Source organism: Solidesulfovibrio fructosivorans JJ] (assembly GCF_000179555.1).
Taxonomy (GTDB): Bacteria; Desulfobacterota; Desulfovibrionia; order Desulfovibrionales; family Desulfovibrionaceae; genus Solidesulfovibrio; species Solidesulfovibrio fructosivorans.
Genome location: NZ_AECZ01000002.1, coordinates 22,531 through 49,282, shown reverse-complemented (window position 1 = coordinate 49,282; position 26,752 = coordinate 22,531). Strand labels below are relative to the sequence as shown.

Genomic DNA, 26,752 nt, shown 5'->3' with positions numbered 1-26,752 from the left:
GGGTTCCCTCTCCCCCGGACCCCCTCTCCCTCCCCAAAAACTTTTAAAGGGGCGATATCAATACGAGCCTCTCATGAGGCTTCCACAGTAAAAATTCGATACCCTTCGCCCCGCAGGGGCGACGGCGTGGTGGAGACGGAATTTGTCCGGGGCGAGCTTGTCGCGAAGCGACATGCACCGTCCCGGCAAATTCCGCCTCCATCTTCACACTCCGGCTTCACGCCAGCCATCCCCTCCCCGGCCCGGCCAAAGCGCACCGGATGGGGGGTCCGGGGGGCCCGCGGCCTCCCGGCGGGGTGCAGGGGCGGAGCCCCGCATCTTCCCGCCTCCCCTACACTACCCCAACGTCACGACGCCGTAGTTCTTCTTGCCCTTGCGCAGGATGAGCAGGTCGCCGCCGAGAAAGTCTTCGGCAACGAGGGCCCGGTCCTCAGAGGGGACGCGTTCGTTGTTGAGGTAGATGCCGCCGGCCTTGATGTCCTTGCGCGCCTGGGAGTTGGACGGGCACAGGCCGATATCGGCCAGGAGCTTGGGCAGCGGCGGCACGTCGGGGAGCGCCTCGAAATTGAGTCCCGGCGCGGCTTCCAGGGCGGCCTTGAGGGTTCCCGGGTCCACGGCGTGGAGCTCGCCGCCGCCGAAGAGCGCTTCCGTGACTGCCTCGACCTTGGCCAGTTCCTCCTCGCCGTGGATCATGGCGGTGGTTTCGCGGGCCAGACGCTTCTGGGCGGCGCGCAGATGCGGCCGCTCGGCGGTTTCCACGGCCAGGGCGTCGATCTCTTCCTTGGGCAGGAACGTGAAATAGCGCAGGAAGTTGCAGACGTCGCGGTCGTCGGCGTTGATCCAGTACTGGTAGAAGGCGTAGGGCGAGGTCAGTTCGGGGTTGAGAAAGATCGCGCCCTTTTCGCTCTTGCCGAATTTCGCGCCCGAGGCGGTGGTGATCAGCGGAAAGGTCAGACCGTAGGCCGTGTTGCCGGTCTTGCGGCGGATGAGTTCCAGGCCGGCGGTGATGTTGCCGAACTGGTCGCCGCCGCCGATCTGGAGCGTGCAGCCGAGGGTGCGGTTTAAGTGCTCGAAGTCCATGGACTGGAGGATCATGTAGCTGAATTCGGTGTAGGAGATGCCGGTCTCCTCGCGGCCGATGCGCGATTTCACCGAATCCTTGGCCATCATGTAGTTGATGGTGAAATGCTTGCCGATGTCGCGCAAAAACTCGATGACGGACATGGGCCGGGTCCAGTCCAGGTTATTGGCCGGCGTGACCTCGCCTTCAACGCCCACGCGGGCGAAAAAGGCCAGGGCATGGGTCTTTATCTTCTCGGCCGAGGCGGCAATGGTCTCGGCGGTCTTGAGCTGGCGTTCCTTGTCCTTGCCGCTGGGGTCGCCGATAAGCCCGGTCGCGCCGCCGAGCAGGAAAAGGGGCCTGTGCCCGGCCTTGGCGAAGCGGGCCAGGGCCAGAAGCGGCACCAGGTTGCCGATGTGCAGGCTGTCGGCCGTGGGGTCGAAGCCGCAGTAGAGCACGCGGCCCGGAGTCTCGAGGTGCTCGCGCAATCCGGCGTCGTCGGAGGTCTGGTGGACGAGGCCACGCCAGGAGAGTTCGTCGAAGATGTTCAAGACGGGTCCTTTTGGGTTGTCGGAAATCTCGCGGAAAATCAGATGTCCTTGCCGGGGATCGGGGCGGCCGGCTTGGCCGTTTCGCCGGTCTTGGGACCGCGCAGATACGGCTTGACGCCGCTTATTTGTTCGAGCCGCGGCAGCGTGTCCGGGGTCTTGTTGTAGACGTCGACAAGCACGTTGAGAAAAAACTGCCCGTTCTTGATGTCGGTTTCGATGCGGCAGTCGAAGCCGTTTTTCTGCAGCTTGCTTTTGAGCGCCTCGGCGTTCTGGTATTTGCTGAACGAGCCGACCTGATAGGTATCGTGGGGACGCTGCCAGTCGTAGACCGTTTCGTCGCCGCAACCGGAAAGGGTCGAGGCAAGAATGAGAGCCGTCAGCACGAGGATGCGCAGCATGGGTATCCTTATGGTTTTTTGCCGCCGCCGCGACGTTTGGCGTCGTTGTATTCGATGACTTCGGTACGGCCGTTTTGCTTTTCCGTGACCAGCATGAGCTTGTCGCCGTCGACGTTGATGCTCACCAGCCGCGAACATTTATTGATATTCGGCGTGACGAGGGAGGCCTTGTCGGCCCCCACGGTGACGAGGTCGAAGGTGATGGGGCACTCGGCGTCGCCAACGCCATGGCGCAACAGGAGCGCGTCGTAGCCGTCGGACGGATCGCCCACGCTCATGTAGGACTGGGCGGTCAGGGACGCGCCCTGGGACTGGTGGATGACCTTGCCGCCGAGCAGAATGGAGGAGGTCGCGCCGTCGCGCACCAGCTCCAGCGGTCCGGCCACGGTCATGTAGATGGCCATGCGCTCGGGTGCGGCCAGGGCGGCGCCGGCGGCCAGGACGACGAACGCGGCGGCCAGGGCCACGGCATGAAGGCGACGGATCATGGCAGGTTCCTCCGTTTGCGGCGACCCTTACGTCAGTCGCCAGGCAGCGATAGTTACGACCTTGCCCGTGGCCGCGTCAACATCCAGCAGCGCGCCTTGCATTTCCGGCGGCGTGCGGGCCACGACGAAGCGATGGTGCAGCCCGGTCAGATAGCGGGCGATGACCTCTTCGGGGGCCATGCCCAAGGCCGAGGCGGCCGGTCCGGTCATGCCGCAGTCGGTGAGCGTGGCCGTGCCCCGGGGCAAAAGCTGGGCGTCGTTGGTCTGGACATGGGTGTGGGTGCCGAGCACGGCGCTGACCCGGCCGTCCAGGTAGTAGGCCAGGGCCTTTTTCTCCGAAGTGGCCTCGGCGTGGAAATCGACGAGGCACAGCGTCACGTCCGTGGGGATTTCGGCCAGGATGGCGTCGGCGGCGCGGAAGGGACAGTCCACGGCCGGCATGAACACCCGGCCGAGGAGATTTATGACCGCGAAGGCGGGGAGGCCGGCCGGCCGGTAGACCCGCCAGCCGACGCCCGGCGCGCCGGGCGGATAATTCGCCGGACGCAACAGGCGGTCTTCGCTCGCGAACACCGGCAGGATGTCCTTGTGGCGGAAGATATGGTTGCCGCCGGTCAGGACGTCGATGCCGGCGTCAAGCAACTGCCGGGCCGCCTTGGCCGTCAGTCCGATGCCGCCCGAGGCGTTTTCGCCGTTGGCGACGACCAGATCGAGGGACAGGTCGCGCCGGACCTGGCCCAACCGTTCGAAGACGATGCTTCTGCCCGGCCGGCCGACGATATCGCCCAGAAAAAGAATGCGCATGCGGCGGGCCGCTCCCTTCGGCCGGGGTCGGAGAATCTCGCCCGCAACGCCGGCCGCGTCCGCCTGGGCGCGGGGATCGGGCGTGTCCATGGACCGCGGCTTGCCGACGTATTTTCGATGCCGCAAAACAAAGGGGGCGCTTACGCGCCCCCGACACGAAAAAGCCCGCCTATTTGGCGAAGCCGACAGCCCGCTTCTCGCGGATGACCGTGACCCGGATCTGGCCGGGGTAGGTCAGGTTGTCCTCGATGCGCTTGGCAATGTCCTTGCACAAAAGAAACGTCTTGTCGTCGTCCACGTTCTCGGAATCGACCATGACCCGGATCTCGCGGCCGGCCTGGATGGCGTAGGCCTTGGACACGCCGTCGAAGTCCGTGGCCAGGTTCTCGAGCTCCTCCAGGCGCTTGACGTAGCTTTCAAGCAGCTCCTTGCGCGCGCCGGGACGCGCGCCGGAAAGGCTGTCCGCCGCCTGGACCAGGGTCGCCAGAACGGACTTGGGCGGCACGTCCTCGTGGTGGGCCTGGATGGCGTGGAGGATGTCGCCGGGTTCGCCGTATTTCTTGGCCAGGTCCGCGCCGATAAGGGCATGGGGGCCTTCGATCTCGTGGTCCACGGCCTTGCCGATATCGTGCAGCAGCCCGGCCCGCTTGGCCCGCTTGACGTCGAGGTTCAGTTCGGCGGCCATGATGCCGGCCAGAGAGGCCACTTCCAGGGAGTGCTGGAGCACGTTCTGGGAATAGCTGGTGCGGTACTGGAGCTGGCCGAGAAGGCGCACGAGCTCGGGATGGATGCCGTGGACGCCGGTGTCGAAGGTGGCCTGCTCACCGATTTCGCGCACCTTGACGTCGAGTTCCTGCTCGCACTTGTGGACGATGTCCTCGATGCGGGCGGGATGGATGCGGCCGTCGGTGATGAGCCGTTCCAGGGCCATCTTGGCGATCTGGCGTTTGAGCGGCGAAAAGGCGGAAAGGATGACGGTCTCGGGCGTGTCGTCGATGATGAGGTCCACGCCGGTGGCGGCTTCCAGGGCGCGGATGTTGCGGCCCTCGCGGCCGATGATGCGGCCTTTCATCTCTTCGGACGGCAGCGTCACGGCGGTGACGGTCTGCTCGGCCACGAAATCGCCGGCATAGCGCTGGATGGCGAGCGCCAGGATCTTCTTGCCGCTTTTGTCCGCCGTTTCCTTGGCCTCGGTCTCGATCTGGCGGATCATGCGGGCGGCCTCGTGGCGGGTCTTGGACTCGATTTCGTCCATGAGCCGCTTTTTGGCCTCCTCCATGGTCAGCCCGGAAATCTCCTGGAGCCGCTTGTCGTGTTCGACGGCCAGCCGGGAAAGTTCCTCGCCCTTCTCGTCGAGCTCGCGCTCCTTGGCGGTCAGGCGCTTTTCCGTGGCCAGCATTTCGGATTCCTTCTGGACGATCAGCTCCTGCTTTTCCTCCAGGCGCTCACGACGGCGCAGCACCTGCTCCTCCTTGTCCTCCACGGAAGCAATCTTGTCGCGGAACTCCTTTTCCAGCTCCTGCTTCTGGCGGAACAGTTCGTCCTGGGCGGCCAGAACGACTTCCTTCTTATGGGCGGAGGCTTCCTTGCGGGCTTCGTCCAGGATGCGGTCGGACAGGCTTTTGGCCTCGTTGAGGGTTTTTTGGGAAATCCATTTGTCGAGGTAGTAACCGGCCGGCAGACCGAGTCCCACGCCCACAATTCCCATGAATATGGTCGAGAATTCCATAGGTTCTCCCGAAGCGGGGAGAGGAAGGGACTCGAAAAGCAAGGGATCGGATTTTTTTTCAAATCCGTGAAACGGCCCGCAGCGTGCCGCAAGGGGTTTGGCGCGATTCCAGGGAGGCTTGCGGGCGGTTTTGGGCGCCGCCGGCGCGCTTTGCCTGGTTTATGTAAAAGCCCCGGAGCGCCGTGTCGTCAATTCTTTTGAACCTTGGCAACCAAGGCGGACGCCCCTGTTTGACCTTCAGGCCACCCGGTCGCAGCCGGGCACGCACACCAGCCACACGTCGCGGCATCCTATTTTTGAGTATCGGCTCAAAAATAAATCAACAATCACGCACACTCCAGGGAACTTTCCAACAGCCGCCACACGGCGGCAATCAATCTATCTTGGTCAGCAGCGCCCCGACCCGGGTTTCGAGGTCGGTCAGCCGCTGGTTAGACATGAGCACATCGTCGGCCAGACCCAAGGCGACATAGGCCAGCAATTTCTCCTTACCGAGAGTTTTCCCGCCCGCCTTCAACATGTTGTTGCAGCGTTGCTCCACCAGTTCCCTGGCGGATTCGACGCGCCGCTCGCGCGCGTCCGTCTTGAAAGACAGCTCAAAGCCCAAAATGGACACATTATAACTGGGCATCGACACCCCGCAGCCGTCCCGGCTGATATGACGTCGATCGGGAGGTTACGGCTCCAGTTCGACCTGGAGCTTGGCCAGGAGTCCGTCGATCCTTTCGGCCACGGCCTTCTTTTCTTCGGAAAGCCTGGCCACCTCGGCCCGAAGCGTCGCGTTCTCTTCTTCCAAGGCCTTCTTGAGGGCCACAAGCTCTTCCACGCGTTGCTCAAGCGTATCGAAAATGTCCATGGCTTCCATCTACGCCCGAACAGTCCCAAAATCAAGCCGTCATCTTATTTGCGCGGCTTTGTCACTTGCCTGCCGCGCCCCAGGGCCAAAGCCCCGTCCGGCACATTGGAAGTAATCACGGAACCGGCCCCGACAAGGGCCCCGTCGCCGATGGTCACGGGCGCGACCAGGGCGCTGTTGGAGCCGATGAAGGCATGGGCCCCGATGACGGTTTTGTGTTTGTTGACGCCGTCGTAATTGCAGGTGATGGTGCCGGCCCCGATATTGGCTTCGGCCCCGACGTCGGCGTCGCCCAGGTAGGTGAGATGGCTGGCCTTGGCGCCCGGCCCCAGGGTCGATTTCTTCATTTCCACGAAATTGCCGATTTTGGCCCCTTCCAGAAGCCGCGCTCCGGGGCGCAGCCGGGCATAGGGACCGACCTGGCAGCCGGCCGCCACGCGCGCGTCCTGCAAGTGGCAAAAAGAATGCAAGGTGACGTTTTCGCCGATTGCGGCGCGGGCGAGGACGCAGTGTGACCAGACCGTGACCCCGGCCGCGAGGCTGGTGTCGCCGTAAAGCTCCAGCGGGCCGCACAGTTCCACGCCGGGGGCGATGGTCACGCGCGGGCCGATGCGCACCGCCTCCGCCGCCCGGACGACCACGCCGGCGTCGAGATGGGCGTCGACGATGCGGCGGCGCAGCGCCTCCTCGGCTGCGACCAGTTCGCGGGGGCTGTTGATGCCGAGATAGGCCGGATCGTCGCCCCGGTTGACGGCCAGGACGGCAAGCCCCGCTTCCGCGCCGAGCGCCACCAGATCGGTGATGTAATATTCGCCGTTTTTGTTGTCGTTACGCAATTTGGCCAGAAGCGGCGCGATCGCCTCCAGCCGCAGCAAATACACGCCGGCGTTGATTTCGCCCGTGGCCGGGCCGTCACGCGACGTATCGTAATCCTTGGCCTCGACGATGCGCACGCCCCCGCCCTGGCGCACCACCCGGCCGTACGCGCCGGGATCGGGCAGTTCAATGGACACGAAGGCGACATCCGCCGCCGCGTCGAGCGCTTCCTTGATAAACGCGCCCAGGCTTTCGGCCGTCACCAGCGGCGCGTCGCCGTTGGCCACCAGCACATGCGTGTAGCCTTCGTCCACAAGGCGCGGCATAGCCACGGACAGGGCATGGCCGGTGCCGAGCTGCTCGGCCTGGAGCACGAACCGGCCGGCGAGGTCGGGAAACGCGGCCTCGACCGCTTCGGCGCGGTGCCCGATGACGGTCAGCACCCGCTCGCCCAAAAGGGCGGCCATGGCCCGCTCGCCATACCAAAGCATGGGCTCGCCAAGCAGGGTCTTGAGCACTTTCGGGGCGTCGCTTTTCATGCGCGTCCCCTTTCCCGCCGCCAGAATCAACGCGCCAATGCGCTCGTTCATGCGTATCTCCAAACGCCGTCAGGCAAAAATGTACGCGCCGCGCCGGAAGGCACGGGCGAAAACAGGCCGCTCGCGGCCGGCGACGCTAGGCGCCCGTGCGTGGTCCCAGGCCGCTCTTGCCGAGCTCGTGCAGCCTGATGCGCAAGATCGCCCGCTGCAGGGCCGATTTGGCCCGGGCATAATCTATGTCTTCCCGCTGTTCGACGGCGAGGCGGGCCGCAGCGCGTTCCCGGGCCTTCCTGGCGCGGTCCACGTCGATTTCCTCGGGCAGTTCGGCCGCTTCGGCCAAAACGAGGACTTTGTCAAACGTGACATCGGCAAAGCCGCCGGAGACGAAAACGGAGTTCACCACCCCGGCAACGCGGTAGGACAGGTAGCCGACCGTCAAGGACGTGAGAAACGGAATATGCAGGGGCAACGCGGTAAACGCGCCCGCCGTGCCGGCCCCGGTCACGGATGCAACGTCAAGCCGCAGCACCAGCCGGTCCGGCGTCACGATTTCGAGCAAGAGCGATTTCGCCATACCTTCCCCTTTCCCCCCGACGGGCGCCAATCTACCAGGAAACGCACCCGGACAAAAGCGGCGAGGCGAGGGCAAAAAAAACGGGCGCAACCAAATGGCCGCGCCCGTGTTACATGTCGTTTCGCGTCTGCGACTAGTGGGCCGTGGACGCCAAGGAGCCGGCGGTCTCCCGCACCTTCATCCGGTAGAAGGCACGCTGCATGGCGGCCTGGGCCCGGGCGAAGTCGACCTTCTCGCGTTCACGTTCCAGGCGCTGCTTGGCCCGTTCCTGGGCTCTGCGCGCGCGTTCCACATCGATGTCCTCGGGGCGCTCGGCCACCTCGGCAAGGACGGTCACCTTGTTCCCCGAAACCTCGGCAAAGCCGCCGGAAACGAAGATGTAGTGAGCCTTCCCGCCGGCCTTGTACATCAGGCTACCGATGCCAAGGGCGGACAGAAACGGGATGTGGTTGGCCATAACGCCGAATTCGCCAAGCAGACCCGGCGCGCCCACATACTCCACGTCCTGGGACAAGACGAGCTTGTCCGGAGTGACGATTTCAAGGAGAAGTTGGGCCATGACGTTTAACCCTTCGTGGCCTTTTCAACGGCCTCGTTGATGTCGCCGACCATGTAGAAGGCACCCTCGGGGATCTCGTCGTGCTTGCCCTCGATGATTTCCTTGAAGCCCTTGACGGTGTCCTCGAGCTTCACGTAGCGGCCTTCCTTGCCGGTGAACTGGGCGGCAACGAAGAACGGCTGCGACAGGAAACGCTGGATCTTACGGGCCCGGGACACGGTGAGCTTGTCCTCGTCGGAGAGCTCGTCCATGCCCAGGATGGCGATGATGTCCTGAAGGTCCTTGTACTTCTGCAGGATCTGCTGGACTTCTCGGGCCGTGCCGTAGTGATCCGCGCCAAGGACCTGCGGGTCCAGGATGCGCGACGTGGAGTCGAGCGGGTCCACCGCGGGGTAGATGCCGAGCTCGGCGATCTGACGCGAGAGGACCAGCGTGCCGTCAAGGTGCGAGAACGTCGTGGCCGGCGCGGGGTCGGTCAAGTCGTCTGCGGGCACGTAAACGGCCTGCACCGAGGTGATGGAACCCTTCTTGGTGGAGGTGATGCGTTCCTGCAGGGCGCCGAGGTCGGTGCCGAGCGTCGGCTGGTAGCCGACCGCGGAAGGCATACGGCCGAGAAGCGCGGACACCTCGGAACCGGCCTGGGTGAACCGGAAGATGTTATCGATGAACAGCAGCACGTCCTGGCCTTCCTCGTCGCGGAAGTACTCCGCGCAGGTCAGGCCGGTCAGGGCGACGCGCGAACGGGCTCCGGGGGGCTCATTCATCTGGCCGTAAACAAGGCAAGCTTTGCCCAGAATATCGGCTTCCTTGAACTCGTTGTAGAGGTCGTTGCCCTCACGGGTGCGCTCGCCGACGCCCGCGAAGACCGAGAGGCCGCCGTGGTGCTTGGCGATGTTGTTGATCAGCTCCATGAGAATAACCGTCTTGCCGACGCCGGCGCCGCCGAACAGGCCCATCTTGCCGCCCTTGGGGAAGGGGATCAGCAGGTCGACGACCTTGATGCCGGTTTCGAGCAGTTCGATGCTCGTGGACTGGTCCACGAAGGGCGGAGCCGGACGGTGAATGGGCAGGGAGGCGGTCGCCTCGATCGGGCCCATTTCGTCCACCGGACGACCGACGACGTTCAGGATGCGGCCAAGGGTGCCGTTGCCGACCGGGACGCTGATGGGAGCGCCGGTGTCCTTGGCTTCCATGCCGCGCACCAGACCGTCGGTGGAGTCCATGGCGATGCAGCGCACGACGTTGTCGCCGAGATGCTGGGCCACTTCGACCACGAGGTCTTCGGCATGGGGGTTGTTTGGGTTTTTGATTTCCAGAGCATTCAAAATGCTCGGCAGTTTGCCCTCAGGAAATTCGACGTCGAGAACGGCGCCGATGACCTGAACGATTTTTCCGACATTTCCGCTTGTCGCGCTCATTGTATGGTGCCCCCTTGGTTATCCCTTGAGTGCTTCGGAACCGCCGACGATGTCCATCAGTTCCTTGGTGATGGCCGCCTGCCGGGCCTTGTTGTAGACCAGGGTCAGCGAGCTGACGAGGTCGTCGCAGTTCCTGGTGGCGTTGTCCATGGACCGCATGCGGGCAGCGTGCTCGCTGGCGGAAGTATCGAGCAGGCCGCGGTAGATCTGGACATTGATGAACCGGGGCAGGAGTTCGGCAAGCAGGCCCTCCACCGACGGTTCGTAGATGTACTCGGCCTTGGGCCCGGCCGGCTCCGCCGCCTCTTCGCCGGCCTCGGCCGGGGACAGGGGCAAAACCGGCAGCAGGGTGGTTTCCTGCCGGGCAAGGCTTACGAACTTGCCGAAGGCCATGATCACTTCGTCGTAGGTTCCGCCGACGTAGCCGCCGATGACCTCGGCGCCGATGCGCGAGGCCAGGGTGAAGTCGAAGGAACTCATCTCGTTGACGTAGGCGGCGACGGTCTCGAACTCCGTATGCCGGAAGGTGTCGCGCCCCTTGCGGCCGACGCACATGATCTTGACCGTCTTGCCTTCGGCGGCCTTGGCCCTGGCGAGCTTGAGCGCCGCCGAAGTGATGTTATGGTTGAAGGCGCCGCACAGGCCGCGATCCGAAGTGACGACGAGCAAAAGCACGGTCTTCACTTCCTCGCGGGCTTCGAGCAGCGGATGCACCGAGGGATCGGCCCCCTTGGCCAGTTCGCCGAGCATTTCGTAAAACTTGTCGGCGTAGGGGCGAAACCGCTCGATGCGCGCCTGGGCGCTTCGCAGCTTGGCCGAGGCCACCATGTTCATGGCCTTGGTGATCTGCTTGGTCTTTTTGACCGCAGTTATCTTAACCTTGACGTCTTTGAGCGCAGGCATGGCTCCCCCTTTAGGCCTGTCGTGACGTTGACAAAAACAAGCTTCTGTTTTCGATCAACGCGCCGGCTAGGCCTTGAAGCCCTTCTTGAACTCTTCGATCGCCGCGCCGAGCTTGGCGATCAGCCCGTCGTCAAGTTTTTCCTTCTCGCGGATCTCGGCCAGGATGTCGCTCTTGGCGTTGTGGAAGTACTCCTGCATGGCGATCTCGAACTTGCCCACGGCCTCGACCGGGACGTCGTCCATGAAGCCACGGGTGCCGGCGAACAGGGAGATGACCTGCTCTTCAACGGCCATGGGCTTGTACTGGGGCTGCTTGAGGAGTTCGACCATGCGCACGCCACGGTTGAGCTTGAGCTGCGTGGCCTTGTCCAGGTCGGAACCGAACTGGGCGAAGGCGGCCAGCTCGCGGTACTGGGCGAGGTCGAGGCGCAACGTGCCGGCGACCTGCTTCATGGCCTTGACCTGGGCGGCGCCGCCGACGCGGGAGACGGACAGACCGACGTTGATGGCCGGGCGGATGCCGGCGTTGAACAGGTTCGGCTCGAGGTAGACCTGTCCGTCGGTGATGGAGATGACGTTGGTCGGGATGTAGGCCGACACGTCGCCCGCCTGGGTTTCGATGATGGGCAGGGCGGTCAGCGACCCGGCGCCGAGCTTGTCGGACAGCTTGGCGGCGCGCTCCAGCAGACGGGAGTGCAGGTAGAAGACGTCGCCCGGGTAGGCCTCACGTCCGGGAGGACGGCGGAGCAGCAGGGACATCTGGCGATAGGCCACGGCCTGCTTGGAAAGATCGTCGTAAATGATGAGGGCGTGGCGGCTGCTGTCGCGGTGATACTCGGCCATGGTGCAGCCGGAGTAGGCGGCGATGTACTGCAGCGAGGCCGGCTCGGAAGCGGTGGCCGAAATGATGGTGGTGTATTCCATGGCCCCGTAGCGGCGCAGGGTCTCGGCGACCAGGGCGACGGTGGACTTCTTCTGGCCGATGGCGACGTAGAAGCAGTACACGCCCTGTCCCTTCTGGGCCAGGATGGCGTCGAGGCAGACGGCGGTCTTGCCGGTCTGACGGTCGCCGATGATCAGCTCGCGCTGACCGCGGCCGATGGGCGTCATGGCGTCGATGGCCTTGAGCCCCGTGTACATGGGCTGGTGGACCGACTTACGGGCGATGATGCCGGGAGCCTTGATTTCGACCTCGCGGGTTTCCTTGGCATCGATGGGTCCGAGACCATCGATGGGGTTGCCCAGGGGGTCGATGACGCGGCCGGCGACGGCTTCGCCGACGGGCACCGAGAAGATCTTGCCCGTGCGCTTGACCGGGTCGCCCTCTTTGATGTGGGTGTCCTCACCGAGAAGGGCCACACCGACGTTGTCCTCTTCCAGGTTGAGCACCAGACCCATGACGCCGCCCGGAAACTCCAGCAGCTCCATGGCCATGGCGTTTTTCACGCCATAGACGCGGGCGATCTGGTCGCCGACGGACAGCACCGTGCCGGTCTCGCTCATTTCCACGCGAGACTCGTAGTTTTGGATCTGCTGTTCGATGATCTGGCTGATCTCTTCCGCTTTGATTTGCATGGCCCTACTCACCCCTCTTGATTTGTTCTTTCAATATTTCAAGTTGGGCGCGAAGGCTCGCGTCCAACACCTTGTCGCCGACCTTGAGGAGCACGCCGCCGAGGATGGCGGGATCGACGGCGAAGGACAGCACCAGCTTTTTGCCGGATTGCTTTTCGAGTTTGGTCTTGATCTGGTCCTGCCGGGTGTCGGCCAGGGCGTAGGCGGTGACGAGCTCACCGCGCAGCACCCCTTCCGTCTCGTCCAAAAGCGACCGGTAGTAGGCGGCCACTTCCAGGATGATGGGCAGGCGCTCCTTGTCGGCCAGAAGCGAAAGGAAGTTGACGACATTGGGCTTAAGGCCAAGCTTGCCCACCACGCCGGCCAGCACCGCCTTCTTGTCCTCGGCGGCGATGACGGGATTGGCGAAGACCTTAAGCAGGTCCGGAGACGCCTCAAGGATGGCGGCAAAGGCCTCCAGGTCCTTGCCGTACTCCGCCGGGGCCTTCTTGCCGGCTTTCTTGGCCAGCGCGAAGAGCGCCTTGGCGTAACGGCGCGCGACGATGTTGCCGGTCAATTGAACACCACCTTTGTTAAGTATTCATCCACAAGCTTTTCCTGGTCCTTGGCCGAGAGCTTCTTTTCCAGCATGGCGGCCGCGGCGGACACCACGGACTCGGCCAGCTCGGCCCGGATCTGCTGCACGGCCACCCTGGCCTCGGCTTCGGCGGCGGTGGCGGCCTGAGCCTTGATCTGGACGGCCTTGGCCTCGGCGGCGGCAACGATGGAGTCGCGCAACGCCTCGCCCTGACGGCGATACTCCTGCTCGATGGCGGCCTTCTCGGCGGCCAGGTTGCTGATCGAGGCCTCGATGTCGGCCAGACGCTTGGCGGCGTCGGCCTTGCGCGCGTCAAGGTCGGACAGCTGGTTTTCAATCTGCTGCGTGCGGCCGCGGAAGAAACCCACGATCTTCTTGCCGGCCAGCTTGGCGATCACGCCGAAGACCAGCACGAAGTTGACCACGCGAAACAGGAAATCCTTCCAGTTAAGCCCGTGATGCGCCGCTTCCGCGCCGTGCGCGGCCTCCCCGGAGGCGTAGGCCACGGCGGCCACGCCGAGCACCAGGACAGCGGCGGCGATGAGGTGGAGCTTTTTCAATTGAACCCTCCCTTTCCTTGAGAAATCCACGTGAACCCCCCGAAACCTAGGCCGCGAGCACCTTGGCAACAGCCTTGGAAGCCAGTCCGGATATCTTGGCCGAAAGCGCCTTCTGGGCCGCTTCGGTCTGCGCGGCGATGTCGCCCCGTGCCGCCTTCATCGTCGCGGCGGCATCGGCCGCGGCGGCGTCGAGCAGATCTTTTTCCTTGGACAGGCCTTCTTCCTTCATGGCCACGCGCTCGGCCGTGGCGGCCTGGCGCGCCGCGTCGAGGGCGGCCTCGTAGTCCTTGAGCTTGGTGTCGGCGGAGGCGGTGAAGGAGTCGATGCCGTCCACCTGGGAGGCGATGAATGCCGCACGCTTTTTGAGCATGCGACGGATGGGCCCGATGAGGATGACGTTAAGCAGGATCAGGATGAGCAGAAAATTGACGAATTGGACGAAAAACGTTGCGTTTAGGTCAATCATCGGCACCCTCCGGGAGGTTGTGAAAATTTTTGCAAAGTCAGCAAGCGGCAGTAGCGGATTTAGGCCGGCCTGTCCAGCCCTTTTTGCCAAAAAGGGAAACCGCGATACGACGGAAAAGCCGCACAACGCCTGTTATGCCAGCCTCATACCCCCTGCGGCGCGACTTCGTCGCCGCACAGCGCCGCCGGTCCGTTTCCCTGATCCGGGCGAATATCGTTCGCCTCGCCCATGGCCACCTCGCCCTCGATGCGTCCCCCTTCCTCGAGGGACATGGCCGGCGTGCGCACCGTCCCGGCCATGCGCCCGGTGGCGTGCACGGCCACCAGCACCGTGGCCGTGACCTCGGCCGCGACCTCGCCGCCGCACACCAGCCGTCCGACCTCGACCCGGCCGGCGACCCGCGCGCCCTTGCCCACGATAAGGGTTCCGGACGAGACGATTTCGCCCTCGAACGCCCCGTCGATGCGCACCACGCCCTCAAAGGCCAGCCGCCCGACAAAGGACGTTCCGGCCCCCAAAAAGGCGTTGATGTCGTGCTTGCCCACGGTGGTCCTCCGGCTGCCGGCGCGACGGACCACCCCCGCGCGTCGCAAGGTCTCCGTCGCTAGCCTTTCTTGAACAGAAAGCGCCGCATGGAGACGTTGACGACGATGCCCACGAGGGTGAAGTTCACGATGGTGGCGCTCCCCCCGTAGCTGATAAACGGCAAGGGGATGCCAACGACCGGCATGATGCCGAGCACCATACCCATATTGATGAGGATTTGCCAGAAGAAATAGAAGAAGACCCCGGCCGCCAGATAGCTGCCGAAACGGTCCTTGGCGTTCCTGGCCGTGACGTAGAATTGCAGCAGAAACAGGCAGAAAAGCGTCAGCAGGGCGATGGCCCCGATAAAGCCCCACTCCTCGGCGAAGACCGCCACGGCGAAGTCGGTGTGCTTTTCCGGCAGGTAGCGCAGCTGGCTTTGCGTGCCCTCCAAAAAGCCCTTGCCCCACATCTGGCCCGAACCGATGGCGATCTGGGACTGGATGATGTGGTAGCCCGCGCCGAGCGGATCGCGCTGGGGGTCGAAGAGCGTCAGGATGCGCCCCTTCTGGTACGGCTTGAGGAAAAACCAGCCGCAGGGGATGAGGATCGGCCCGGCGATGGCCAGGGTCTTGAAGACGGGCCCGGTGAGCCCCCGGTAGAGGATCAGGCCGCACACCAAAAGGAGCACGTTGAGCCCGGTGCCAAGGTCCGGCTCGACGATGATGAGCCCGGCCATGGGCAGCGAAACGGCCAGAATGCCGGCCAGATCGATCCAGCCCATGCGCTCCGAGCGTTTGGAGAGGATCTTGGCGGCCAGAAGAAGCATGGCGATCTTGGCCAGCTCGCTCGGCTGGAAGGCGTAGCCGCCGATGGGCAGCCAGCGTTTGGCCCCGGACACGGTCTTGCCGAAAACGAGCACCATAACCAGCAGCACGGCCACGAAAATGGCCAGGGGCCAGGCGATGGTGGCCAGGTGCTTGTAGTCGAAAAGCACCATGGCCAGCATGCAGCACAGCCCGCCCAGGCCCCAGATGAGCTGCTTGTTGTAATAGGGCTGCAGGGACAGTTCGTCGCCCATGCGGAAGCCGCTGGCCGAGTAGAGGTTGAGCACCCCGACCCCGAACAACAGGGCGGTCAGCCCCAGCAGGGGCCAGTTGACGGAAAAAACCAGACGGCGGTCAAACGGCATGAAACGTCCTTGACTTGCGGTCTAATCCGGGATTTCGCCCGGGGCGGCGGTCGGGTCGGGTTCCGGGGCCGGGGCCTCGGGCGCGGCCGCGGGGCGGGCCTTTTTGGACGGGGCGGGGCCGAAAAGCTCCTCGAAGACCTTGCGCTCGATGGGGCCGCAGATTTCGCCGCCATGCCCGCCGGCATGCTCCACGATGCAGACCACGACGTAGGTCTTGTCGTCCTTCTTGCCCCAGCTCGCCAGCCAAGCGTGGTCGCGCTGCTCGTAGGGCATGAACTTGCCCTTGACGCGCACGTCGGGGTTTACGAGCTTGACCACCTGCGCCGTCCCGGACTTGGCTCCGATGACGACATCGGGGCGGTAAAGCGACTTGCCCGTGCCCCGTTCCACGGTGGCGACCATGGAGTCCACGATGAACTGGCGGTCGGCGTCCTTGAGCGGCAAGTCGGCGTCCACCCTCGGGGCTTCGGTTTCCACCAGCTCGGGCTTCATGAGCTTGCCGCCGTTGACCAGGGCGGCCACGTAGCGGGTGATCTGGAGGGGCGAGGTCAGCACGTAGCCCTGGCCGATGGAAGCGATGACCGTCTCGCCCCGGTTCCAGGCGGCGCCGAAGCGCCTGCGCTTCCATTCCTTGGACGGGATGAGGCCCGCCTTCTCGTGGGGCAGGTCGATGCCGGTGCGTTTGCCGAAACCGCTGGCCAGGGCGTACTCGTGGATGCGGTCGATGCCGATGCGGTCGCCGAGCTTGTAGAAATAGACGTCGCAGGAATGGACCAGGGCGTCCCGCATGGCCAGCGACCCGAAGCCCGATTTCTTCCAGTCGTGGAATTCCCGGTTGCCGACCCGGTAGGCCGGAGGACAGCTCACCACGTCGCCGGGCTTGATGTAGCCCCCGGACAGGCCGGCCGCGGCCATGAGCAGCTTGAAGACCGAGCCCGGCGGATAGATGCCCTGGGTCACCCGGTTCTGGATGGGGTGGCGGGGGTCGTCGCGCAGTTCCTTCCACTTGTCCGTGGGCACGCCGAGCACGAAGAGGTTGTTGTCGAAGCTCGGCTCGCTGACCATGGCCCTGATCTTGCCCGTATCGGGCTCCATGACGACAAGCGCCCCGGCCTGGCCCTCCAGGAGCTTGGCGCAGGCCTCCTGGAGCTTGACGTCGATGGAGAGCGTCACGTCCTTGCCGGCCTGGGGCGGCTCCAGGATCTGCTCGTTGTGCTGGCGGCCGAAGGCGTCCACCTCGACCTGCTTTTTGCCCTTGGAGCCGCGCAGCACGTCCTCCAGGGCGTATTCCAGGCCCTGCTTGCCCACGGAATCGCCCAGGGACAGCTCGGGATTTTTCTCCAGCTCCTGCTCGTTGGCCTCGGCCACGTAGCCGAGCACGTGGGCCATGAGCGGGCCGGTGGGATAGGAGCGCTTCTGGCGGATGACGATGGTGAGGCCGGGATAGAACATCTCGTTGGCCTCGATGCGGGCCAGGGCCTCGTAGGACAGGTCGGTGATGAGGATCAGCGGCTCGAAGGGCTTGACGCGCTTTTTGCCGCGCCGAAACGTCTCGGCCAGCGCCGCCTTGTCCACGCCCGTCCACTCCGAAACCTTGGCCAGGGTCCCGGGCACGTCCTCGCAGTCCTCGCGCACGAGCCCCAGGGCGAAGGAGGGCTCGGACACGGCCACGGGCACGCCGTTTCTATCCAGGATGCGGCCACGGGCAGAATTGATGAGCACTTGCCGCAGCTGGTTGTCCCGGGCCATCTCCGCGAACTTGGCCCCCTTGTGGACTTGCAAATACCACAGGCGCAGGGTGAACAGGCAAAAAAGGCCCAGCACCAGGAGCTGGATGAGGACGAGCCCGGAACGGGGCGCCTGTTGCTGGGGCGCTTCGCTGTCAAGCCGCATGGGGGGTATCCGGGAGATAACGGTGGATCAGGTAGATGAGTCCCCATTCGACGGGGAAGATCAACGCTTGCATCACGCTTTCCATGAGCAGCCGCTCCAGGGGGACGCTCCAGTCCAAAAGCAGGGCCATGAGGTTCACGAGCACGAAATGCATGACCCCGAGGCACAGCCCCACGATGAACATGAAAAGGAAATTGCGGGCTTCGAACAGCCAGTGGCCGAAAAAGTACAGGCCGGCCAGTCCGCCGTACCACAGAAGCCCCGCGCCGAAGGCCAGGCTGCCGGTGCCTTCCTGGATGAAAAGCCAGGCCAGCCCGAGCCAGATGGGCACCGTCCACTTCTCTTCCTGCATGGCCAGGATAAGGCCAGGGGCCAGAAAGTCCACCCCGGGGATGGCGTTTTCGAGCCAGACCCCGCTGACGGTGAAAAGCGCCCAGAAAACGATGCGGCCCAGGTTCATTGGCCTGTCGCGTGCCGGGGCGGCTTCCGGCGTTTTTTGCGCTCGCCCCTGTCGGCGGGGGCGGTCTCGTGCTTTTGTCCGTCGGCGGGGGCGGCCTTGACCGCCTGGGGCGCGGAAGCGGGGGCGACGCCTTCCTGGCGCGCGGCCGCGGCTGGCGTCTTGGGCACGTCGGCCGGCTTTTGCCCGTCGCCGGGACGCGTGGCCGGGGCGATGGCCGCCGGGGACTTGGGATAGCGGGCCGCCTTGTCCGCGGCGACGGAGCCGGGCTGGCCCGCGGCGGACGTCCGGAACAGCAGGGCCACTTCCTCAAGGCGCAACGGATCGAACAGCGGCGCGGCGTGGATAAGCTGGAAAAGCGAAGCCCCGTAGCGCCCCACGGACGTCACCCTGGCCACGGGCATGCCCTTGGGGAAAATCTCCTCCAGGCCCGAAGTGACCAGGACCTCCCCTTCCTCGATGGGCGCGCCCTGGGGCACGTACTCGAGGATCAGCTCGTGGCCGGGGCCCTCGCCCTTGAGGATGCCCTGGGTGCGGTTGGCTTGGGAAAGCACGGGGATGCGGCTGTTGGGGTCGGTGATGAGCAGCACCGTGGCCGCGCTCGGAGAATAGCGCAGCACGCGTCCCACCACCCCGTCCGGAGAGACGACGGGGGTATTGGTGGTCACGCCCGAGGCGCTGCCCTTGTCGATGAGAAACGTTTCCAGGGCGGCGTTGGGCCCCAGGCGATGGGAAATGACGCGCGCCCCCTGGCGCGTCCAATCGCCGGGCGGAGTCATGGACAACAGCCGGTGCAGGCGCTCCACTTCCGAGGCGTTCTCGCGAAGCCTGGACAGCTCGTCTTTCGCGGCCGCAAGCTCCTGACGCAGCTCTTCGTTTTGCTGCCGGATGCCCACGAAATACAGGTAGCGGGTCCAAAACGACGCCACCTGCCCATGAACCCATTTTCCCGGAGCCAGGACCCACCTGGCGAATTCCAATCCGGTATGGCTCGCCAGCGTGTCGACGTAGCCTGTCCGGATGTTCCAGGTAAAAAGGCCCAGATAGAGAAAAAGGACGATGAGCAGGCCAATCGCGATCCGCTGGGGGGACGGTTTAATCTATCGTGACCTCCTTCAGCACGTTCAGGTTGTCGAGGGCCCTGCCGGACCCGAGGACAACCGTCGAAAGGGGGTCCTCGACGACGGTGATGGGAAGGGAAGTCTCCTCGCGCAGGAGCTGGTCGAGGCCGCGCAAGAGCGCCCCGCCGCCGGTCAGGACGATGCCCCGGTCCACGATGTCGGCGGCCAGTTCCGGAGGCGTCTGTTCCAGGGCGATGCGCACGGCCTGCACGATGCTCTCCACCTGTTCGGAGATGGACTTCTGCACTTCCTCGGAAGTGATGGTGATGTTCTGGGGAATGCCCGTGACCAGGTCGCGGCCCTTGACCTCCATCTCGCCGGAGCTGGTGGAGTGGTGGGCGGAGCCGACCTGGATCTTGATCTGTTCGGCCGTGGATTCGCCGATGAGCATGTTATATTTGCGCTTGACGTACTGCATGATGGCTTCGTCCATCTTGTCGCCGCCCACGCGCACGGATTTCGAATACACCACGCCGGAAAGGGAAATCACGGCGACTTCGGTGGTGCCGCCGCCGATGTCGACCACCATGTTGGAGGTCGGCTCGGTGATGGGCAGGTTGGCGCCGATGGCGGCGGCCATGGGCTCCTCGATGAGGTAGACCTCGCGGGCGCCGGCGCTTTGGGCCGATTCCTTGACGGCGCGCTTTTCCACCTGGGTGATGCCCGTCGGCACGCAGATGATGATGCGCGGCCGCACGAGCCGTCTGGAATTGTGCACCTTGGAGATGAAGTGGCGCAACATGGCCTCGGTCACCTCGAAGTCGGCGATGACGCCGTCCTTCATGGGCCGGATGGCCACGATGTTGCCCGGGGTGCGGCCGAGCATGCGTTTGGCCTCGAGGCCGACGGAAAGCACCTTGTTGCCGCCGCGAGGATCCTTTTTCACCGCCACAACCGACGGCTCGGACAAAACGATGCCTTTGCCCTTGACGAACACCAACGTGTTGGCCGTTCCCAAGTCGATGGCCAGATCGTTGGAGAACAGGCCCAATATGCGATCCAAAATCCTGGACATAGCGCCTCGCTTGCCGCAAACTCGGCTCTCGTGATCTCGTAAACGCGTTGTGTTTGCCGATTCGCACCGCGTTGTCAACGGTTGATTTCCCGTCCCGGCGACCGGCCATGACCCAGCGTTACAATACCCTTTCCCAGGCCTTTCGGCGGATTTTCGGCCGCCGGGCAAAAAAAATACCGCTCGATGCGGGCAGCGCCTGCCCCAATCGAGACGGCGCGCTTTCCCGCGCGGGGTGCCTTTTTTGCAACGCCACCGGGTCGGGAACGGGACTGTACCATAAAGGCTTCGGGCTCCGGGCGCAATGGGACAAGCTCACTGCGCCGGCCCGGGGACGCGGCGAGGCGCTTATCGCCTATCTCCAGTCCTTTTCCAACACCTACGGCCCGGCCTCGCGGCTGGAGGGGCTTCTTGGGGAGCTTATCGCCCTGCCCGGCGTCTGCGGGCTTTGCCTGGGCACGCGGCCGGACTGCCTGGACGCGGAAAAAACCGCCCTGCTCGCCGCCGTGCCCCTTCCCTACGTCTGCCTGGACCTGGGGCTGCAATCCGTTCGCGACGCGACGCTTACGCGCATCAACCGGGGCCACGACGCGGCCGCCTTCGCCCTGGCGGCAAGGGGGACGGCCGAAGCCGGACTTCGCGTCACGGCCCATCTCATGGCCGGCCTGCCCGGGGAATCGAACGCGGATTTTTGGGCCGCCGTTTCCTTTATTAATGATCTTCCCGTCACCGGGGTGAAATTCCACAACACGCTGGTCGTCGCCGGCTCGTCCCTGGCGGAACTTTTCGCCGCCGGGGGCTACGTCCCGCCTGGACGCGAGACATACGTCGCGGCGGTCGCCGAGGCCATCGCCCGGCTGCGGCCGGACATCGTGGTCGAACGCTTAAACGCCGACCCCGCGCCCGGGGAACTCGTCGCCCCGGCCTGGGCGGCGGACAAGCGCGGGGTGCGCGAGGCCATCGCCGCCGCCCTCGAAGAAGGCGACATCCGGCAGGGCTGCCGCCGCGACGCCACTCGCCCACCCCCGTGACGCCGCTGCGGCGCACTCCGCGCCGGTTGACTTTCCCTCCTTTTTTTATACTATTTTTATATGCGTTTTGAATTCGACACGAACAAAAGCCACGCCAACCGCACCAAGCACGGCATTGACTTCATCGAGATTCAGGCGCTCTGGGATGATCCCGATTTACTGGTCATTCCCGCCAAAACGGAAGATGAACCCCGTTTTCTCGCCATCGGCCGGATCGCCGGCAAGCATTGGAGCGTGGTCATCACCTTTCGGGGCCAAGCGGTGCGCATCATCTCCGCCAGGCGGTCCAGGAAAAATGAGGTGCTGCTGTATGAAGGCTAAGGAATTCGACGCGCTCTTCGAAAGCGGCGAGGATATCGGCGATCTGCTCGACGTTGCCAAGGCCAGTCGCGTCAATCAGACCGTCAAGCGGGTGAACGTCGATTTTCCCTTGTGGATGGTGGAAGCCCTGGACAAGCAGGCAAAGCGCCTCGGCATCACCCGGCAATCGTTGCTGAAGGTCTACATCGCGGCGTCCCTCAAGGACCATGGGGATACGCCGCGCCCCTGACGTCCCCTGGCGTCCCAGGGCGCCATCGCGTATAATTCCCCCATTACTCGTTCGGCAGCGTCGCATCCCATGAAAAGTTTTTTGGAGGGGTCCTGGGGAACCTTTTTTTCAAAAAAGGTCCCCCAGGCCGCCGGAGGCACCCGCCTCCTCCCCCACCACACCCGGAGGCACACACCATGAGCAGCCCCAGCCCCACCCTGAGCGAAATGTGCGTGGCGAAACCGCTGGCGCTCGGCATCGAGTGGGGCGGCGGCGAGGTCCTCAAACTGCGCCTCATGTGGTCCGAGGGACAGGAGCCGTCGCTTGCCACCCCGGCCGGCGAGGCCTTGCAGGCAGCGCTTGGCCGCTATGTGGCCGGCAAGGAGCCGGACTGGCCCGAGTTGCCGCTTTCCTGGCGGGGCGTATCGGATTTTTCCCGGCAGGTGCTTAACGCCCTGACCCGGGTTCCCCTGGGGCAAAAAGTCAGCTACGGCTGGCTGGCCGCCCGGGTGGGCCGGCCCAAGGCGGCCAGGGCCGTGGGCCGGGTCATGGCCGCCAACCCCTTTCCGCTGCTCATCCCCTGCCACCGGGTAGTGGGATCGAGCGGCGCCCTGGTCGGATTCGGCCCGGGCGTGGACATGAAAAAATACCTGCTGCAACGCGAGGGGGCCTGACCGCCGCAGGGCGCGTTTCCCCGGAAGGAGCACGGCATGAACATCGCACATCGAGGCCGGCTGGCCATTTTGTTGGCCGCCATTCTCCTTTCGTTGGGGCTTCGGCCCGTATGCGCCGCCGAGCGTCCCGCCTTTTCCGTGGATGAGCCCGGGGACGCCACGTACAAGCAGCACATCGTCGCCTTGTGGGAAAAGACCAAGCCGGTGCTGCGCGAGGATCTGGCCGCCAATCTGTCGGACGCCGAATATCTGCGCCTGGGCAAACCCATGCGGGCCGCCTGGGTCAATCTCCAGGTCCACGCCTCGCTGCGCCATGCGGGCAAGCGGGACAGCGGCGTGGAGGACACCAAGGACCACACGTTCGCCGACCTCGTGGGCAAAATCATCGAGCTCGTGGACGACGTCTACGGCTGGCCGCCGGACACGCCCCGGGAGCGGGAAGACAAGCGCCAGGCCATGCGCAAGAGCCGGCTGGAGCACAAGATCAAGCGGTTCGACGCGGTGCTGCGATCCGTCAACGTCAACTAACGACCCCGGCGGCGACCGAGCCGCCTTCTTGCAAGGATACGCGATGTTTACCGGACTGGTGATGGGACTTGGCCGCGTGGCGGCCATGGACGCGCGCGGCGACGAGACGCGCTTTCGCATCCAGGCGCTTTTCGACCTGGACAATATCGTCATCGGCGAATCCATCGCCGTAAACGGCGCCTGCCTGACCGTGGAGACGGCCAAGGACCGGGAATTCACCGCCTACGCCTCGGCCGAGACGCTGTCCAAGTCGGGCCTCGGCAAGCTCAAGCCCGGCAGCCAGGTCAACCTGGAACGCGCCCTGGCCCTTGGCGACCGCCTCGGCGGGCATCTGGTGTCCGGGCACGTGGACTGCCTGGCCGCCGTGGAGTCGGTGACGCGGCTCGGCCAGTCTGTGCGCTACAAGATCACCTTTCCCGAGGAATTTTCCCCGTTCGTGGTGCCCAAGGGCTCGGTGGCCCTCGACGGGGTGAGCCTGACCGTCAACGACTGCGGCGACGGGTTTCTCACGGTCAACGTCATTCCCTCGACCCAGGGCGCGACCACCATCGCCGCCTGGAAGCCCGGCGTCTCCCTCAATATGGAGACGGACATGCTGGGGAAATACGTGCTGCGCATGCTCGGGCCCTGGCAGGAGGCCAAGGCCGGGAAGGCCTCGAAGATCACGGAAGGCTTCCTGAAACAACACGGATTCTGATCTCCCTACCCACCTGGAGTACCTCATGAAAACGCGTATCGCTTCTTTGCTCGTCCTGATCCTGCTTTTGGGGGCCGCGCCCCTGGCGGCCGCCGACGCCACCGTGACCGACGCGGAGAAACCGGCCGTGACCGCCGCGAAAGCCTGGCTCGGACTCATCGACGCCGGCGATTACGGCAAGAGCTGGCAGGAAGCCGCGCCCTTTTTCCAGGCCGCCGTCACGAAAGAAAACTGGATCAAGGCCCTGACCGCCTTTCGCCAGCCCCTCGGCGCCCTCGCCTCCCGCAGCCTCGCCCGGGCCGAGAGCAAGACCTCCCTGCCCGGCGCTCCGGACGGCGCGTACGTCGTCATGGCCTTCGACGCCCGCTTCGCCAAGAAGAAAAGCGCCGTCGAGACCGTGACCTTCGCGCGCCAGGCCGACGGAACCTGGCGCGCGGTGGGCTACTTCATCCGCTAGCGCTTAGTTCACGAACTCCCGGTCGATGACCACGGCCATGTCCGGCGCGGCCGGGAGCACCTTTTCGCGCACCAGAAAATCCGCCGTGGCGGACAGGCTTTTCACGATACCGTCGTCCAGGCGCAGCTTGTAGATATGCCGGGCCAGCGCCGCCTTGGTCGCGGGCAGGGGCAACCCGGTCTGCGCGGCCATGATCCGGGCCGTCTCCTCGGGATGGGCCGCCGCGTAGGCCTCGGCCTTTTTAAGCGCCGCGAAAAACAGGGTCAGGGCCTTCTTGTTGGCCGCGACATACTTTTTGCGGGCCAGCATCATGATCGGATACTCGTTGCCGAGCCCGGACAGGTCGACGAGCTGGCGCGCGCCCTTGGTCTCGGCCACGGACGGCGTGGGTTCGCTGGCGGCAAAGGCGTCGATGGAGCCGGCGAAAAGCGCCTCGGTCATGGTCGAGGGCGAAAGATCGATGATCTCCACCGACCCGGCCGGAATGCCCGCCTTGTCGAGCGCCGCCAGCACCCCGCCGTAGGTGGAGGTGCCCTTTTTGACGCCGAGCTTCTTGCCCTTGAGATCGGCCAAGGTTTTGAGCGGCGAATCGGCCCGGACCATGATGCGGTGGCGTCCCTCGCCCGTGGCGTGGCTGGCCAGCATCACCATGCCGGGGGCGCGCGCCGCCATGATCAGCGCCGCCGTGTCGCCCATGGCCGCGACATCCGCCGCGCCGGAATACAGCGCCTCGGAACAGGCCGGACCGCTGGAAAACTGCAACGGCGTCAAATCGAGCCCGGCTTCCTTGAAATAGCCCTCGCGCAGGGCGATGATCGGCATCACGCTGCCGATGCGGTCCTGATAGGCCAGCCGCAACGCGGGCCCTTCCCCGGCCAGGGCCGCGCCGCACGACATGCTCATGGCCAGCGCCCAAAGCGCCGCCGCCAGCATCCATCCCCGTTTCACGATTTTCCCTCCTCGGTCGCGGCCGGCGTTTGCAACAGACAGGCCCGCAACGCGTGCCGCAACCGCGCCTCGAGCCCCATCACCTCCCGCCCGAGCCGCGCGCGCGGCCGGGGGATGTCCACGGAAACCTCTTCGACGCAGCCGCCGCCGGCGCGCGGCATGACCAGGACACGGTCGCCGCAGTAGGCCGCCTCTTCCACGCTGTGGGTGACGTGGAGCACGGTCGCGCCGGTCTCGGCCCAGATGGCGAGCAGCTCGTCCTGCAAGCGCTCGCGCGTGGGCAGGTCCAGGGCGGAAAAGGGTTCGTCGAGAAGCAGCACGGCCGGGGACAGGGCCAGCACCCGGGCGATGGCCACCCGCTGGCGCATGCCGCCGGAAAGGGCGTGGGGATACTTGCCGGCATGGCCGGAAAGCCCCATGCGCGCGATCTCCCGGGCAACGGCCGCATCGTGGGCCTCGCCTCGAAGGCCCTGCCGCTTAAGCCCAAAGCCCACGTTGCCGGCCACGGTCAGCCACGGAAAAAGCGTCGCCTCCTGAAAGACCACGGCCCGGTCCGGACCGGGACCGGCCACGGACCGGCCGCCGCAAAGCACCTTCCCCCGGCGCGGCGCGAAAAACCCGGCCACGAGGTTTAAAAGCGTGGTCTTGCCGCAGCCGCTCGGTCCCAGCACGCACAGCCACTCGCCCGGCGCGGCAAGCAGGGAAAAATCGGCCAGCACCGGCCGGGCCGGCCTGCCCCCGGCCCCGTACCAGTGGGTCACGGCCTCAAGGCGTACCACGGCCCGCGCATCCCCGTTCACGGCCGCTCCCGGTCCAGGGACCAGCGCCGCACGGTCACGGCCTCCAGACGGCCGAGCAGCACGCCTTCCACGAAAAAGCCGATGGCGCAGATGATGACCAGACAGGCGAAGGAGGAAAGATAGTCGAGGGTCCAGCGGGCCTGGATGATGGAATAGCCAAGGCCGGTGCCCGCGCCGACGACCATCTCGGCCGCGACCAGCACCCGCCAGCCCGTGCCGCAGCCGATGCGCAGGCCGGTTATGACCATGGGCAGAGCGGCCGGCAGGAGCACCCGGAAAAAAAGCGCGTTTCTCCCGGCTCCGAGCATCCCGGCCGCGCGCACCAGCGCCGGGTCCACGCCCCGGATGCCGGAAAGCACGCCCACGGCGATGGGGGCGAAGGCCGTGGCCGCGATCATAAACACCGTGGCCGCCGGGCCGATGCCGAAGGCCAAAATGGCCACCGGGATCCAGGCCAGGCCGGGCACGAGCAGGAACAGGCGCGGGATCTGGCCGGCGGCGGCCTCGAACAGCGGAAACCGCGCCGCTAGCACCCCGTAGGCGATACCGCCCGTGGCGGCGATCCCCAGCCCGGCCAGCCAGCGGCCGAGACTGGCCCGGACATGGGTCAGGATGTCGTGGCCGTTCAGTCGCGCGCCGGCGAGCAGCTCGAGGAGACGGCGGCCGGTCTGCAACGGTGTGGGAAAGGGAACGTCACGCAGGGTGGAAATGGCTATTGCGACAATTTGCCAAACAGCCAAGAGAACGAAAAGGCCGGCAAGGGCTACAAGAAAACCCCGCAGACTCCCGGGGCAAAGCCGCTTGTCAAAGGAAAATGCCATCCGACCTCAAGAGCACAGCATTCCGTCGCCAACCGTATCGCTTGCGACAGGCGCGAAGCACACCCCCGCAACAGATCCTTACATTCTGGCATACGTCCAGGCCGCCGGTCAATTGCGACGCCGGTTCCGCGGCGGGGCTGGACGGCCGGACCGTCAGCCGGTATTGGGGCCCCACCACGTTGCTTCAGGAGGTT

The 26,752-nt window shown here is 65.1% G+C and carries 32 protein-coding genes and 1 other RNA gene; 7 read left to right on the top strand and 26 right to left on the bottom strand.

Going from position 1 to position 26,752, the window contains the following annotated elements:
• Positions 1–336: 336 nt before the first annotated feature.
• From tyrS to DESFRDRAFT_RS01650, 23 genes are all read right to left on the bottom strand, one after another.
• On the bottom strand, positions 337–1,611 hold the full coding sequence (tyrS, locus tag DESFRDRAFT_RS01755) for a tyrosine--tRNA ligase (RefSeq protein WP_005990529.1): 1,275 nt from the start codon (positions 1,609–1,611) through the stop codon (positions 337–339).
• Between the two features lie 38 nt (positions 1,612–1,649).
• Complete coding sequence (locus tag DESFRDRAFT_RS01750; protein ID WP_005990527.1) at positions 1,650–2,009, bottom strand: SPOR domain-containing protein; 360 nt, start codon at positions 2,007–2,009, stop codon at positions 1,650–1,652.
• Positions 2,010–2,017: 8 nt separating this feature from the next.
• On the bottom strand, positions 2,018–2,497 hold the full coding sequence (locus tag DESFRDRAFT_RS01745) for a hypothetical protein (RefSeq protein ID WP_005990525.1): 480 nt from the start codon (positions 2,495–2,497) through the stop codon (positions 2,018–2,020).
• 27 nt (positions 2,498–2,524) lie between these two features.
• Positions 2,525–3,301, bottom strand: a complete 777-nt coding sequence (locus DESFRDRAFT_RS01740; RefSeq protein WP_043793600.1) for a TIGR00282 family metallophosphoesterase — start codon at positions 3,299–3,301, stop codon at positions 2,525–2,527.
• Positions 3,302–3,470: 169 nt separating this feature from the next.
• A complete protein-coding gene (gene rny, locus DESFRDRAFT_RS01735; protein WP_005990521.1) occupies positions 3,471–5,030 on the bottom strand; it encodes a ribonuclease Y in 1,560 nt (519 codons plus the stop codon).
• A 165-nt stretch (positions 5,031–5,195) separates the two neighbouring features.
• Positions 5,196–5,377: non-coding RNA, 6S RNA (ssrS, locus tag DESFRDRAFT_RS20985), on the bottom strand.
• Positions 5,378–5,403: 26 nt separating this feature from the next.
• Complete coding sequence (locus tag DESFRDRAFT_RS01730) at positions 5,404–5,661, bottom strand: cell division protein ZapA (protein ID WP_005990519.1); 258 nt, start codon at positions 5,659–5,661, stop codon at positions 5,404–5,406.
• A 45-nt stretch (positions 5,662–5,706) separates the two neighbouring features.
• A complete protein-coding gene (zapB, locus tag DESFRDRAFT_RS01725) occupies positions 5,707–5,886 on the bottom strand; it encodes a cell division protein ZapB (protein WP_005990517.1) in 180 nt (59 codons plus the stop codon).
• Between the two features lie 44 nt (positions 5,887–5,930).
• A complete protein-coding gene (gene glmU, locus DESFRDRAFT_RS01720) occupies positions 5,931–7,292 on the bottom strand; it encodes a bifunctional UDP-N-acetylglucosamine diphosphorylase/glucosamine-1-phosphate N-acetyltransferase GlmU (RefSeq protein WP_005990514.1) in 1,362 nt (453 codons plus the stop codon).
• 85 nt (positions 7,293–7,377) lie between these two features.
• Positions 7,378–7,815, bottom strand: coding sequence for a F0F1 ATP synthase subunit epsilon (locus DESFRDRAFT_RS01715; RefSeq protein WP_005990512.1), 438 nt, complete (start codon positions 7,813–7,815; stop codon positions 7,378–7,380).
• A gap of 133 nt (positions 7,816–7,948) precedes the next feature.
• Positions 7,949–8,374: a F0F1 ATP synthase subunit epsilon gene (locus DESFRDRAFT_RS01710; protein ID WP_005990510.1), complete on the bottom strand. Its 426-nt coding sequence runs from the start codon at positions 8,372–8,374 to the stop codon at positions 7,949–7,951.
• Positions 8,375–8,379: 5 nt separating this feature from the next.
• Entirely contained in the window at positions 8,380–9,792 is a 1,413-nt protein-coding gene (gene atpD, locus DESFRDRAFT_RS01705; protein WP_005990508.1) for a F0F1 ATP synthase subunit beta, read from the bottom strand.
• An 18-nt stretch (positions 9,793–9,810) separates the two neighbouring features.
• Positions 9,811–10,695 carry a F0F1 ATP synthase subunit gamma gene (locus DESFRDRAFT_RS01700; RefSeq protein ID WP_005990506.1) on the bottom strand — a complete coding sequence of 295 codons (885 nt, stop codon included), beginning with the start codon at positions 10,693–10,695 and terminating at the stop codon, positions 9,811–9,813.
• Between the two features lie 66 nt (positions 10,696–10,761).
• The gene (gene atpA, locus DESFRDRAFT_RS01695) at positions 10,762–12,270 is read right to left on the bottom strand and encodes a F0F1 ATP synthase subunit alpha (protein WP_005990504.1); all 1,509 of its coding nucleotides are present in this window, start codon (positions 12,268–12,270) and stop codon (positions 10,762–10,764) included.
• A 4-nt stretch (positions 12,271–12,274) separates the two neighbouring features.
• On the bottom strand, positions 12,275–12,826 hold the full coding sequence (locus DESFRDRAFT_RS01690; RefSeq protein ID WP_005990501.1) for a F0F1 ATP synthase subunit delta: 552 nt from the start codon (positions 12,824–12,826) through the stop codon (positions 12,275–12,277).
• Positions 12,823–13,407 (bottom strand): F0F1 ATP synthase subunit B family protein, encoded by a 585-nt coding sequence (locus DESFRDRAFT_RS01685; RefSeq protein ID WP_005990499.1) that lies wholly within the window; start codon positions 13,405–13,407, stop codon positions 12,823–12,825. Before DESFRDRAFT_RS01685 ends, DESFRDRAFT_RS01690 begins: the two co-directional genes overlap by 4 nt.
• Positions 13,408–13,453: 46 nt before the next feature.
• Positions 13,454–13,873 carry a F0F1 ATP synthase subunit B family protein gene (locus tag DESFRDRAFT_RS01680; protein ID WP_005990496.1) on the bottom strand — a complete coding sequence of 140 codons (420 nt, stop codon included), beginning with the start codon at positions 13,871–13,873 and terminating at the stop codon, positions 13,454–13,456.
• A gap of 143 nt (positions 13,874–14,016) precedes the next feature.
• Positions 14,017–14,418, bottom strand: a complete 402-nt coding sequence (locus tag DESFRDRAFT_RS01675) for a bactofilin family protein (protein ID WP_005990494.1) — start codon at positions 14,416–14,418, stop codon at positions 14,017–14,019.
• A gap of 59 nt (positions 14,419–14,477) precedes the next feature.
• Complete coding sequence (gene rodA / locus DESFRDRAFT_RS01670; RefSeq protein ID WP_005990493.1) at positions 14,478–15,590, bottom strand: rod shape-determining protein RodA; 1,113 nt, start codon at positions 15,588–15,590, stop codon at positions 14,478–14,480.
• Positions 15,591–15,611: 21 nt separating this feature from the next.
• Positions 15,612–17,483: a penicillin-binding protein 2 gene (gene mrdA, locus DESFRDRAFT_RS01665; protein WP_005990491.1), complete on the bottom strand. Its 1,872-nt coding sequence runs from the start codon at positions 17,481–17,483 to the stop codon at positions 15,612–15,614.
• The gene (locus tag DESFRDRAFT_RS01660) at positions 17,473–17,943 is read right to left on the bottom strand and encodes a hypothetical protein (protein WP_005990489.1); all 471 of its coding nucleotides are present in this window, start codon (positions 17,941–17,943) and stop codon (positions 17,473–17,475) included. The genes mrdA and DESFRDRAFT_RS01660 overlap by 11 nt, the downstream gene beginning before the upstream one ends.
• Positions 17,940–18,869 carry a rod shape-determining protein MreC gene (gene mreC, locus DESFRDRAFT_RS01655; protein ID WP_233489539.1) on the bottom strand — a complete coding sequence of 310 codons (930 nt, stop codon included), beginning with the start codon at positions 18,867–18,869 and terminating at the stop codon, positions 17,940–17,942. Before mreC ends, DESFRDRAFT_RS01660 begins: the two co-directional genes overlap by 4 nt.
• 166 nt (positions 18,870–19,035) lie before the next feature.
• A complete protein-coding gene (locus DESFRDRAFT_RS01650) occupies positions 19,036–20,076 on the bottom strand; it encodes a rod shape-determining protein (RefSeq protein ID WP_005990485.1) in 1,041 nt (346 codons plus the stop codon).
• A gap of 107 nt (positions 20,077–20,183) precedes the next feature.
• Between DESFRDRAFT_RS01650 and DESFRDRAFT_RS01645 the strand changes: the two genes are divergently transcribed.
• The 7 genes from DESFRDRAFT_RS01645 to DESFRDRAFT_RS01615 all read left to right on the top strand — a co-directional run bounded on the left by DESFRDRAFT_RS01645 (position 20,184) and on the right by DESFRDRAFT_RS01615 (position 23,989).
• Entirely contained in the window at positions 20,184–21,104 is a 921-nt protein-coding gene (locus DESFRDRAFT_RS01645) for a TIGR01212 family radical SAM protein (protein WP_005990483.1), read from the top strand.
• A gap of 60 nt (positions 21,105–21,164) precedes the next feature.
• Complete coding sequence (locus DESFRDRAFT_RS01640; RefSeq protein ID WP_005990482.1) at positions 21,165–21,425, top strand: BrnT family toxin; 261 nt, start codon at positions 21,165–21,167, stop codon at positions 21,423–21,425.
• On the top strand, positions 21,415–21,654 hold the full coding sequence (gene brnA, locus DESFRDRAFT_RS01635; RefSeq protein ID WP_005990480.1) for a type II toxin-antitoxin system BrnA family antitoxin: 240 nt from the start codon (positions 21,415–21,417) through the stop codon (positions 21,652–21,654). The genes DESFRDRAFT_RS01640 and brnA overlap by 11 nt, the downstream gene beginning before the upstream one ends.
• A gap of 176 nt (positions 21,655–21,830) precedes the next feature.
• On the top strand, positions 21,831–22,307 hold the full coding sequence (locus tag DESFRDRAFT_RS01630; RefSeq protein WP_005990478.1) for a methylated-DNA--[protein]-cysteine S-methyltransferase: 477 nt from the start codon (positions 21,831–21,833) through the stop codon (positions 22,305–22,307).
• Positions 22,308–22,343: 36 nt separating this feature from the next.
• A complete protein-coding gene (locus tag DESFRDRAFT_RS01625) occupies positions 22,344–22,835 on the top strand; it encodes a hypothetical protein (RefSeq protein WP_005990476.1) in 492 nt (163 codons plus the stop codon).
• Positions 22,836–22,878: 43 nt separating this feature from the next.
• Complete coding sequence (locus DESFRDRAFT_RS01620; RefSeq protein WP_005990474.1) at positions 22,879–23,532, top strand: riboflavin synthase; 654 nt, start codon at positions 22,879–22,881, stop codon at positions 23,530–23,532.
• 25 nt (positions 23,533–23,557) lie between these two features.
• Positions 23,558–23,989: a DUF4019 domain-containing protein gene (locus tag DESFRDRAFT_RS01615; protein ID WP_005990472.1), complete on the top strand. Its 432-nt coding sequence runs from the start codon at positions 23,558–23,560 to the stop codon at positions 23,987–23,989.
• Positions 23,990–23,992: 3 nt separating this feature from the next.
• Here DESFRDRAFT_RS01615 and DESFRDRAFT_RS01610 read toward each other — a convergent pair whose 3' ends face one another.
• Genes DESFRDRAFT_RS01610 through DESFRDRAFT_RS01600 form a run of 3 tightly spaced genes read right to left on the bottom strand, consistent with a single transcriptional unit; the run spans position 23,993 to position 26,477 of the window.
• Positions 23,993–24,937 (bottom strand): ABC transporter substrate-binding protein, encoded by a 945-nt coding sequence (locus DESFRDRAFT_RS01610; protein WP_005990470.1) that lies wholly within the window; start codon positions 24,935–24,937, stop codon positions 23,993–23,995.
• Positions 24,934–25,737 carry an ABC transporter ATP-binding protein gene (locus DESFRDRAFT_RS01605; RefSeq protein ID WP_005990468.1) on the bottom strand — a complete coding sequence of 268 codons (804 nt, stop codon included), beginning with the start codon at positions 25,735–25,737 and terminating at the stop codon, positions 24,934–24,936. The genes DESFRDRAFT_RS01610 and DESFRDRAFT_RS01605 overlap by 4 nt, the downstream gene beginning before the upstream one ends.
• Positions 25,734–26,477 (bottom strand): ABC transporter permease, encoded by a 744-nt coding sequence (locus tag DESFRDRAFT_RS01600; protein ID WP_199533102.1) that lies wholly within the window; start codon positions 26,475–26,477, stop codon positions 25,734–25,736. Before DESFRDRAFT_RS01600 ends, DESFRDRAFT_RS01605 begins: the two co-directional genes overlap by 4 nt.
• Positions 26,478–26,752 lie beyond the last annotated feature (275 nt).